The 10,533-nt window shown below is 64.4% G+C and carries 10 protein-coding genes and 1 pseudogene; 9 read left to right on the forward strand and 2 right to left on the reverse strand.

All coding sequences use genetic code 11. From position 1 onward, the window contains the following. From AC1DBQ_RS18370 to AC1DBQ_RS18380, 3 genes and pseudogenes are all read left to right on the forward strand, one after another. Positions 1-234, forward strand: a pseudogene (locus tag AC1DBQ_RS18370) (hypothetical protein); the annotation flags it as partial. 253 nt (positions 235-487) lie between these two features. Beyond that, complete coding sequence (locus AC1DBQ_RS18375; RefSeq protein WP_476929876.1) at positions 488-766, forward strand: hypothetical protein; 279 nt, start codon at positions 488-490, stop codon at positions 764-766. Positions 767-990: 224 nt separating this feature from the next. Beyond that, positions 991-1,734 (forward strand): GAF domain-containing protein, encoded by a 744-nt coding sequence (locus AC1DBQ_RS18380; protein ID WP_476929877.1) that lies wholly within the window; start codon positions 991-993, stop codon positions 1,732-1,734. An 8-nt stretch (positions 1,735-1,742) separates the two neighbouring features. Here the strand turns inward: AC1DBQ_RS18380 and AC1DBQ_RS18385 are convergent, their stop codons facing one another. Next, positions 1,743-2,195, reverse strand: a complete 453-nt coding sequence (locus AC1DBQ_RS18385; RefSeq protein WP_476929878.1) for a hypothetical protein — start codon at positions 2,193-2,195, stop codon at positions 1,743-1,745. 317 nt (positions 2,196-2,512) lie between these two features. On the opposite strand from AC1DBQ_RS18385, the gene AC1DBQ_RS18390 reads away from it, so the two are divergent. From AC1DBQ_RS18390 to AC1DBQ_RS18405, 4 genes are all read left to right on the forward strand, one after another. Then, positions 2,513-2,767, forward strand: coding sequence for a hypothetical protein (locus AC1DBQ_RS18390; protein WP_476929879.1), 255 nt, complete (start codon positions 2,513-2,515; stop codon positions 2,765-2,767). Positions 2,768-3,654: 887 nt separating this feature from the next. Further along, the gene (locus AC1DBQ_RS18395) at positions 3,655-4,563 is read left to right on the forward strand and encodes an SRPBCC family protein (protein ID WP_476929880.1); all 909 of its coding nucleotides are present in this window, start codon (positions 3,655-3,657) and stop codon (positions 4,561-4,563) included. Between the two features lie 684 nt (positions 4,564-5,247). After that, the gene (locus tag AC1DBQ_RS18400) at positions 5,248-5,859 is read left to right on the forward strand and encodes a hypothetical protein (RefSeq protein ID WP_476929881.1); all 612 of its coding nucleotides are present in this window, start codon (positions 5,248-5,250) and stop codon (positions 5,857-5,859) included. A 473-nt stretch (positions 5,860-6,332) separates the two neighbouring features. Next, entirely contained in the window at positions 6,333-6,695 is a 363-nt protein-coding gene (locus AC1DBQ_RS18405; RefSeq protein WP_476929882.1) for a histone-like nucleoid-structuring protein Lsr2, read from the forward strand. Between the two features lie 145 nt (positions 6,696-6,840). On the opposite strand, the gene AC1DBQ_RS18410 is transcribed toward AC1DBQ_RS18405, so the two are convergent. Next, entirely contained in the window at positions 6,841-7,416 is a 576-nt protein-coding gene (locus tag AC1DBQ_RS18410) for a recombinase family protein (protein ID WP_476929883.1), read from the reverse strand. Between the two features lie 157 nt (positions 7,417-7,573). On the opposite strand from AC1DBQ_RS18410, the gene AC1DBQ_RS18415 reads away from it, so the two are divergent. Both AC1DBQ_RS18415 and AC1DBQ_RS18420 read left to right on the forward strand, forming a co-directional pair. Then, entirely contained in the window at positions 7,574-9,004 is a 1,431-nt protein-coding gene (locus AC1DBQ_RS18415; RefSeq protein ID WP_476929884.1) for an IS1380 family transposase, read from the forward strand. Positions 9,005-9,541: 537 nt separating this feature from the next. Next, a complete protein-coding gene (locus AC1DBQ_RS18420) occupies positions 9,542-9,688 on the forward strand; it encodes a hypothetical protein (RefSeq protein WP_476929885.1) in 147 nt (48 codons plus the stop codon). Positions 9,689-10,533: the final 845 nt, after the last annotated feature.

A 10,533-nucleotide genomic window follows, 5' to 3' on the forward strand; every position in this document is an offset into this window, starting at 1 on the left:
CAGGGCCGCGTCATCATCGCCGAAGACCACCACCCCGAGGGAGGCCTGGGATCAGCGGTCAAAGACGCCCTGCTCACGGCACCGCCGAGTGACCTGTCCATCACGCACCTGGCCGTGCACGGCATGCCCGGGTCCGGAACCGGGCAGGAACTCCTCGCCTGGGCAGGCATCGACGCCGAACATATCGCCGAGGCCGCCCGGCACCTGGTCGGGCCAAACCCGCACCGGTCTTGAAGGCGCGGCTCTCCGGGACCAACACAACCCCGACAGGCCTCTCCCCCCGACGTTGTCACCGGGGCCGGGCCCCTGCGCGATGACGGTCCGGCCACCCGCCTGAGGCAGATCCTCCTCAGAGAATCGGCTGCGCAACCGTTTCAATGCCTCAGCGCGGCGTCTGCCGCGCTCTGCCCGCTTCGATCCCCGCAACTGGGCAGCCCAGCTGTCCCGCTGCAGGTCCGAGCTGTGGGGCCGGCAGGTCATCCGCGACGTGAGAGATGGCGCCATTCGTCCCCCTGACGGTTCGGCTGCCTCGGTACTGGCCAGCCACCGCGATCGGCAGGAAACCCTTCTGGACCAGAAGACCGCCGCCATCGAACTCATCAACATCCTTCGCCCCACCGTCGCTGCGGGCCGGTTCATCGTCTTCGCTGCGCACGCCGCGGAACAGCACCCGGACAGCCCGGATGTACCAAGCCAAGGCCAGGACGCTGATCTCGAGGCATTTGCCCAGGAGGTACGCCGGCACTACCCGTTTTCCCTGCGGTAGCCGATCCCGTACGGGAAGAGTTTCCCTAGCTGCGTTTACTGAGAGAGCATCTGCCCCGGTAGGGTGGCGGATTCCCATGACCCCCGGCCGTTGTAGAGGAACCTGCTGGTTCTTGTAGCAGAAGCGGAGCATACTCGAAGGACAGCCACACGCGCTGCTMCGCCGTCCTCCGGTGCCCMTGTCACGGGTCGTTGTCAGGGCCMAAATGAGGAATCTGCCCAGCCATGGCCGACGATACACACCCGCTCTCCCCGGATCTCCTCGTTGACCACTTGCAGGATCTTGTCCTGAAAACCGAGTGCGTGAAGGAGATGCTGGACGAACTTGCTGAGTTCTCTGCCGACACCTTGGCCGACCCCGCCATCGCCTTCTGCAGCATCACGCTGATTCAGCGAAAGAAACCGGTGACGGTGGCCAACAGTGACGACAGCGCGGTCCGACTGGATGAAACCCAGTACAGTACCGGCGACGGGCCATGCCTCTCGGCGATCCGCCAGCAGGTCGTCGTGCACGCACCCGATTTGGCTAATGAGGACCGCTGGCCCGCCTTCACTGCGGCCGCGCTGGAAGCGGGAGTAGGATCCAGCCTGTCCGTACCGCTGGTCCTTGAGGGCGAAGCGGAAGCAGGCCTGAACCTGTACTCCACCCGGTCCCATGGCTTCACCAGTGAGGACATCAGCATGGTTGAAACATATTCCTACCATGCGTCCAAGGCACTTCGACTGGCCGTGCGGATCAGCCAGCTGGCCGAGACGAAAGCCCACCTCATCGCTGCTATGGAATCCCGGACCACCATCGACCTGGCGACCGGTGCCATCATGGCGCAGAACCGCTGCAGCCAGGACACGGCCATCAAGATCCTGAAAATCGCCTCCAGCACCCGGAACGTCAAACTCCGGGACATCGCCGCCTCCGTCATCGCCTCGATATCACACGACCCGCGAGTCCGGACCCACTTCGACGCGTAAGGACGTTTTCAAACCGCCCGAAGAACATCGGTGCAGATGGCGCACGCCGAACGGCGACGACGGCCTGCGCCAGGGGAATCAGCGCCGGGTATTCCCGCCGGGTGTGAAGCACGGACGATCCTGATGACCTGCGCCGCCGCTGCCACGGCGAAGGCGAAGACGAAGGCGACGTGGTCGAGCACGACCACGTCCAGATGGGAGACCCGAAGAGCCTCGCGCTGAAGCTCCGCATAAGCGGTCCCGGTCCCCGGCCCCCGGGATCCGTCGTGAAGGCCGCCGCGTTCGGCCGTGAATTCCTCGCATGTCCGGCCGGTCACGCCTGCCTCGGCGGGGAGCCGTTCGGCCAGGGCCGCTTYGAGGACGTCGTGAGCGGGCGAGGTGTAGGGCTGGGTGTTCAGGATGACGATGTCCCGTCCGGCTTCAACAGCACGGCGGACGCGGACATCACCCGGTTGAAACATACGCTCTGGTCGCCACGGCGGTGGCGTGGTCGAGGCGCCTCGTCAGTAGTGGCAAGGACCGACGAGGCAGGCCGCCGTTTCATCCCGGAGTGGATCTTTCACAATGTCACCGGGTGGAACGGCGGACTGCAATGTGATCCAGGCGTTCGCCCGTCAGCGCTATGGGCATCTGGACAGACTGGCGGCGGCGTCGTAAATTCGGAGCATCCGGGAACCCGTCAGGGCCGGATCCTCTGCCACCGGGTGCACGGCCGGGCAGAGGGCCACTGCAGCAGTACGGTGGCACCATGGATGCACCTGCGGATCAGGAGCCCGCAATGACCATCTCGCACATCCATCAGTTCCTTCGGGAAGCTACCGTGCCCGATGAGACAGAAAGCCCCCTGGGCCCGGACTGCCTCTACGGGCTGTACACGAGCTGGTGCMTGCTGCACAGCATCAAACCATTGGAAGATCTGGAGTTCCGCGCCGCCATCCGGCGCCACGGAATAGTCCCGGGGAGGAGCCGACGACGCATGGCCGGACGCGCCGCTACCGATTACATCCTGGCCAGCTACCCGGGCACCGCCTGACAAACGGACCATMGCACCGGGCAGCACCGCTCGAAACAACAACTTGCTGAATGTCCCGTCCATGCCTGCGACCGGGCCCGACCGGTCGTTTCAGGGCAGCCAACGTCGACACGTCTGCCCTCAGAACGGGCGGGGTCCTGTCTCCCGGGCGGCCTGGCAGCGCTAGACTTATGCTGGTTCTCCAGTTCCCCCAGCTTGGAGAACCAGGAGCCTCCGCGCTTGAGTCCTGGACTCGCGCGGAGGACTCTCTACCGGGCCCGACGTCCAATGAATGCGGATCAGACTCGGCCTCGCTCATGCCATCCGGCACGCAYGGTCTGAAGCTGGCGGCCCTGACGCGGACGCCCCTCGCGACGGAAGCGCCGGACACGGGGCCAGCGGCCTGAAACCGACCCCAGCGGCACCCCTGACGGCTGCCCCTTTGGGCCTGGCTCGAGCCCAGCAGCAGCGGCTCCGGATACTGGTTCCATCGACCGGACCCGCCCGCGGACGCGGCGCGGCAAATCGGGTGTGCCACTCCCCCGCATCCGGCACGGCGCCATGCCACCGGCGTACCCCGGCCGGCGCGTCAAAACCGTCGCCCGCACGTACGCGCTCCCGCGCAAGGCGGCCCGGGCGAGTTCCAACGCCACACCCGGGCCGGCCACCACGCGCCACCCGTCTACTGAAGCAGACCGCCGCGGCACGACCATTGTGACCCCGGCGCCGGCACGTCAGCAAGGGCGCCGCGAAGCCATGCCCCGCCGGAGAATCCCTGCCATTGCCAGGGGCGCGGATGGTGGAAATTTCCCGGCTCCTCTGGCCGAAGCGCGTGCCCTCGAATATACTAAGCATGCTGATGATCAATTCCGCTCTGAACAGTTGTGGACCGAGTCGAAGGAGACAGCATGAGCACCCGCATTGAAAAGCGCATCCTGGTCAACGTTCCGGTGAGTGTGGCGTACAACCAGTGGACGCAGTTCGAGGACTTCCCGCACTTCATGGGCGGGGTGAAKAGCGTCAAGCAGCTGAGCGATGACCGGTTGGAGTGGGTCGCGGAAATCGCCGGGGTGCGCAGGCAGTGGCGGGCCAGAATCCTGGAGCAGGTACCGGACCGCAAAGTCGCATGGGCTGCCACCGAGGGCGCAACCAATGCAGGCGCGGTGACATTTGAGGACCTTGGCGGCGGGCAGACGTCCGTAAAGTTGTTCCTCGATTATGAGCCCGAAGGCATCGTGGAGAAGGTAGCGGACAGGCTGAGCATCGTGGCGAAACAGGCCGGGGATGATCTTAACCGGTTCAAGGCCTTCATAGAGGACAAGGGGTACGCGACCGGGGCCTGGCGGGGAACCGTCAGCGAGGGCGCCCCGGCCGGCACGCCGGGCATAGACGCGGCTGCGCGGTCACGGGGAGACAGCGGAAAGGCTGGCGTTTCGGGCAAAGTGGTTGCCGGAGTCGGACTGGCCGCCGCTGCCGCCGCAGGTGTTGCGGCAGCGGCCGGGCACAAAGAACCCRCCGGCGACCCGGCCCCCGGGCACAGAAAAGACGCCCCGCCGGCGACCGTGCCACCCACAGGGACCGCGGGCAGCGTATTCCCCGGCGAGGAAACCGTCCAGGGCACGAGCCGGTCGGATGACACGGTCATTGACCGGCCCGCCGAGAAACCTTTTGATCAGACCAACGGCCTCGTCGATACCGAAGGCGATGGGGACGGAACCGCCGCGAGTGACACCCTGAGTGAAGCCGAGCGGGAAAGAGCAACAGGAGGCGGACAAGGCCCCGTCCCGCCGGCCGGAGGCAGCCTGGGGCAGCACTGACGACCCCGCCACGGGTCGGCCGCCCTCCCTCTGGTTTCCCGCCACGCTCATTCCGGGACCCGCGGGGAGCAAGCCTCAGCGGCTGTAACGTCGCCCAGCTGGCAAGGCAGAAGACTTCCGTATCCGGGTCGCGGGTTCGATCCCCCCGGTGCACCCGGGCAGCCTTTCCGGACCACGGCCCGGGATACAGCCGGGCCGTCCTCATCCGCCCAGGGCCGTCCATTCCTCTGTCTCCGGAGCAACGACAGTGGCCTGCACTCCGGCTCGCAAGGTTGGAGAACGCCGCGGCCGCGGCTTCCGCCAAAGCAAAAAGTCCCCGGCTCCCTCGCCGACACTTCGGACGACGGTCAATGCGAGAGAGTCTTGAGTGGTTCGCCACTTGCGGCTGTGATGGAGTGGCCRTGGCTTTGGCGTGAGTGTCAACGCTGACGACAAACCGACGGAAGTGCGCCACGATAGACCCAGCGGCCGTTGCTTCCTCCTCCTCGTTTCGCGGACAGTCAGGCCGGGTTCGGTCAGTCCGAGTCCGCTATAGGTCACGTCGGAACAGCATCGTCCCAGCCCCGCCGCACGGGGTGGACCTTCCGGGTCAAGTTACCGMGGCGGCGCGGGCAAGTACGGTCGTTGCCCGCCGACGGACGAAGCCGAAAGGCGGTTGGGCCCGACATGACTGAAAGGAACCCCATGAGCCCCGACTCGCATAACGCGGATAAACCCGACACCGGGATACGCAACGGTGACCCCGTTGAACAGGATCCGAGCGCCAAGGACCCGGCGGCGGATGAGAAGGTGCAACTCCAGCTGGCGATTTTCGAAGTMACGCAGGACGCCCGGGGCAAGAGCCTGGGCGAGATCCGGCAGATGCTCCTGGCTGCGTTCTCGCGCCGTGGAGTGGAGCCCCCGACCGGCATCTGGCTGGACTCGGTCGCTTCGGCGGCCTTCTACGGTGAGCCCTACATCGTTGATCTCCCCGCGGCGCTGGCAGCGGACGGCGTAGTGCCCGCCCCGAATGAGAAAGTTCGCAGCAGGCTTGCCTCACGTCGGCGGCTCAGACAGCAGCGGCTTCCGGCCGGGATCTTCCCCTCCCCTGYGGAATGGGACGTGACGGACAACGAAGTCACAGGAAGCAGCCCCGACCGGGCCGAACGCGGGTTTCCCGGGGCCGGAGCCTGGCGGGAAGGCGGACCGGCGGCACTGGMCGCGGCCGTGCTGATTGCGGCCGCCGTAGTTGCCGTGCGCTCCGTGAGCGCGGTTCGCCGGCAGCATGCAGGCAGTCGGTCGGGCCGCCGCAGGTGACCGGGCGGCAACGACGCGGGCCCGACGAGAGCACCGAACAAGAGGAAAGAACAAGCTCTTCAAGCACGTATGACTGGGCATAGAGCGCGTCCCACGACGTCGAGAGTGGCCGGCGGGCGCGCTTTCAGCGCCAGGGCGTGCCCGGCGGCACAGGATGAYCAACCGGGACGGTGGCTCCAATGGATTTCAGGAAGTCCTGGTCTCGTGGGGAGAGGAGGAACTGACCGTGCCTATCAAGCTGGTCCGGACGGTCCTGCTCATCACTTKCTCGAAGGAGGGTCTCGGTTACGCTGCGGGAACGGATTACGCCACCGGGAGCCCGCAGCCACTCTTGTGTTTTGGGGTCCAGCTTGTTCCACAGATACCGTTCCGATAGGCCAGGTCCGGCGCTGTGGAAATCGTTCATTATCGAGGAGTGACTTACGTGAAGGCTGCATTGGCAACTCTGAACTCCTTGGAGTTCCCCAAGCTTCGTGAGCAACGAGCGCCCGTCCGACGCAGGTGCGAAGGCCTATGCTTTTCTTATGGCACAAAGAGTAGTAACCCTTTTGGAAGATGACCTCGACGGCTCCAAGGCAAGTGAAACAATTTTGTTTTCCCTTGACGGCGTCGAATATGCAATTGATCTCAATGATGCTCATGCACGCGAACTACGTGAAGTATTCAGCCCCTACACCAAAGCGGCGCGGAAGACCGGCGGGCGGGCTCGGACGGCTCGACGGACTTCCACGACTGCCCGCGAAGTCCGGCTGTGGGCAGTCGGCCAAGGCCTGCCAGTCAATACCCGCGGCCGTATCCAGGCGGACATCMTGGAAAAGTACGAAGCCGCACACTAGGGGCAATAACACCAAGTTTAGGATTTCGGCCGCCTCACATCGGCTGGGTCAAGCGCAGAATTCCATATGAGCATCACTTAGGATAAACAACCGAGGCAAKAACTTATTCAAGTTCTTGCCTCGGTTTGTAAATACCGGACCGCAGTTATTGCTTCTGCGCAGGGCTGTCTGTCTTGAGGTACTGATAGAGCGTTTCGCGGCTGATGCCGAATTCACGAGCCAGGCCTGTCTTCTGCTCCCCCGCGACGGCCCGCCGACGCAGCTCTCCTGCCTTCTCAGGCGAGAGTGCTTTCCGGCGTCCGCGGTAGACTCCACGKGCCTTGRCCAAGGTGATCCCCTCCCGCTGGCGTTCACCGATCAGGGACCGCTCGAACTCGGCRAACGCCCCCATGACCKAAAGCATCAGGTTCGCCAACGGGGAATCGTCCCCGGTGAAGACCAACTGTTCCTTGAGGAACTCAATCCGGACACCCTTTGTCGTGAGTCTCTTCACCAGGGAACGCAGGTCGTCCAAGTTCCGTKCAAGCCGATCCATACTGTGCACGACCAAGGTGTCCCCGTCTCGGATGAAGCGCAGAAGCTCCTCGAGCTGKGGGCGTCCGATGTCCTTACCCGAGGCTTTCTCCGTGAAAACCCGGTCCAGTTGGATTCCTTCGAGCTGGCGCTKAATGTTCTGGTCCAGGCTGCTGACTCTGATGTATCCGATGCGTTGCCCGGCCATGATGACTTCCTAGCTAAGAGTGTCAGATTGAACTCTAACCCCAGGTTTTCGTGGCGGRTMCGTCGGGATGGCGTGTTAATCAGGGAAAGGGTGCTCTGAACTGGGAAAATAGTGGTTGTCGAGACCGTTATTTGCCGAGGGAGGGAGCACCCTTTCGATGCAGAAGTCTACCGCTGTTTTTCCGTCCCTGCCGGTCAGTTTCACCGGCCAGTCGCTGATCTCCCACGCCGGAGTTTCGGTCCTCACCGGCTTCATGGACGCGCTGGGTTTCGGCAGGCTGTGTGAGGACAGGCTGGGCCAGTTTGTTCCCTCTGGCGCGAAACACCGGCCGGGCCGGCTGGTTGGTTCTTTGGCCACCATGCTCGCCGCCGGAGGCGAACACGCCTCGGATCTGGACATCCTGCGGTCCTCACCGGGGGTCTTCGGTCAGCTGCCCTCAAATGCGACTGTGTCCCGGTTCTTCGAACGCACCGTCACGAACCCGGAGCTGTTCAGCTACGGATTCGAGACCCTCACCCKACTGCTKCGCACCAGGGCCTGGGACGCTGCCGGGGACCGGAACCCGGCACTGGCCGCGACGGCCGCGGACCCGCTCATCATCGACCTCGACGCGACGCTCGTGACCTCGCACTCGGATAAGGAAAACGTCGCCGGAACCTACAAGGGCGGCTACGGGTTCGCCCCGTTCATCGCCAGCGTCGATTACGGCGGCGGCAACGGTTCCGGGGAAATCCTCGCCACGGTACTGCGGCCCGGCAACGCCGGAGCGAACAGCGCCGAAGACCACATCCGGGTCTTCCACACCGCCGCGGCCCAACTGCCCGAMGTGCTCTACAACGAGGCCGGGGCCCTGGCCGGGGAGAAGGTCCTRGTCCGCACCGACAGTGCCGGGGCCTCACGGAAGTTCCTCTGGCACCTGCACGGCCTCGGCGTGCAGTTCTCCACCAGCTACACCCTGCCGTTCGGCAAGGCCCACATGATCGACTGGAGCACCGACAAAGAGCACTGGCAGCCGGCCCTGGACCAGTCCGGAAACGACCGGAACGATGCGTGGGTCATCAACGCCACCGACATCATCCCGCTCACCGATTACCCGCCGGGCACGAACCTGTTCCTCCGCGCCGAGCCGCTCCACCCCGGCGCGCAACCGACCCTGCTCGATGCCGACGGGCACCGGATCACCGCGTTCCTGACCAACGCCCCGCGCTGGCACGGACCATTCCTGGACGCCCGGCACCGCGCCCGGGGCCGGTGCGAGAACCGGATCAAAACCCTGAAAAACACCGGCCTGGGCAAGCTGCCGTTCTTCGACTTCGCCGCGAACCAGGCCTGGGCAAACATCGCAGCCCTCGCCTTCAACATGGTCTCCTGGCTCCAGCTCSCCGCCCTCCCGGACGGCCACCACGCCAAGGCCTGGGACATCAAACGCTGGCGCTACCGGCTCTTCGCGACCGCCGGGAAAATCATCACCCGCGCCCGCCGCACCCAACTCCTGCTGCCGGAATTAGCCCCGGAAAAGGATCTCCTGAAACTTCTCCTGGAGAACAACGCCCGGCTCAACAAAGGGCTCGTTCCTTCTACCGGCTGATCCTGGAACCAACAGKCCACACCAGACTGCCCGAAAACAGAAAACAACCACCGATCAACCCGCCGGCACGAACCAGCGACCATTCCCGACCGTCATGAAAAATCGAGGCTAAGACCCACTATCTCGACTGTCAATGAATTAGAAACTTGACCCTAACCTGACATGGTGGTCAGACGCTGCCCTGACGTCCGTTTGACGTATACCCCAAACGGACGCAGGAGTTCCCCACCGTGTTGACCGACGGTTGATATCAAACTCACGTTCTTGCTGTCAGGGCCAGTTTCCACCCCCTCGGCATGGTCTTTCGAAGGGGCTGAACGGATTGCCCATCGTCCTGCACTTAAAGCCAGTTGCCAAGTTCTTGAGCAGATGCTGGAGACAGGCCGGCACCCTTCTGGCGCCGGCTCGCCGGCTACTTCACCTCACGTGCCGTGGAACTGCAGACCCGCAACGGTGCCATCGCCCAAAARGGCTGGGGCACGGCCGAATGAACCAAGCAGGGCGCCATGTACGCCTACTCTCAGGCCGCTCTCCGGCTTGCCGAGTGGCTTCCTGCGGGGAGTGCCGCTCATCCCCCAGGGTGAAAGCAAATACCACGGGGAGCGGTTCACCCGTCTTCTGGTCGAAGGCGAAACGGACGTCAACACGATCATCGGCGAAACCTTCAATGAGGGTGCCCAGTGAGCGCCCAGGGTCGCGTCAGCGGCGGCCGCTCCGCCGGCGGCCAGTACACCTCCACGACCCGTCGCGCCCCTCTCCCCCGCTGCGGCACGGCGCCAGGCCATCGACGCACTTCGCCGCAAGCAGCTGGGCTGGAAGGAACAGCAGGGCCTTCTGGACGCCCAGCGGCACGAGGTCCGACAAGCAGGTCCGACAAGCAGCCACCGCTTGCGCAGCCATCGAGATGCTCGACGTCCTCCCCCAGGCGGCGACGTTCACCTACCGGAGGGACCGCGAGGACATCGTCTTCGCCGGCGCCTTGGAAGCCACAGCTGACACTATCGTCGATGAGAACGACCTGAATCACCGGGACGGCCGCTGGGACAAAGCCAGCACCTTCCAKGCCGCCGTCCGCCGCTCGAGGTGGGCCTGTCCAACGCAGATGTCGTTTTCCATGGTTGGATCGACATCGACGTCACCGACGCCATCAGCAAGGTAGCAGCACGACTGGGTTAAAACTCCCGACACTCCCGCGCCGGACTTCACTGCACAGGGCCCGGTTACCATAGGGCACGTGGTCACTCGCGGGAGCACTGCCTGAAAGACCGGCGGGAGCACCCGTTGACCCGCACGCGGGTCGATACACCGGTCKAACTATTGCCGTTCATGCCATAAGGTCTGCCATAAGTCACGTTGGATGGACACCCGGACGATAAGTAGCACTTAAAGCCACAGCTTCAACGGGAGTAACTGCCCTCGACTGAGCATGATCTCCGGCTGGATTTACTCTTGCCTCTCACGTCCTCCGCCCCGTAGTCAGCACAGTGGTATCTMTAGCTGCTCGCATGGTGGAACGACCCGCACAATCT

The sequence above is a fragment of the Arthrobacter sp. 10T413_2 genome, from assembly GCF_056394205.1.

Coding starts and splice junctions, on each gene's coding strand:
- AC1DBQ_RS18380 (WP_476929877.1), top strand. CDS start 991: ATGGCCGACGATACACACCCGCTCTCCCCGGATCTCCTCGTTGACCAC.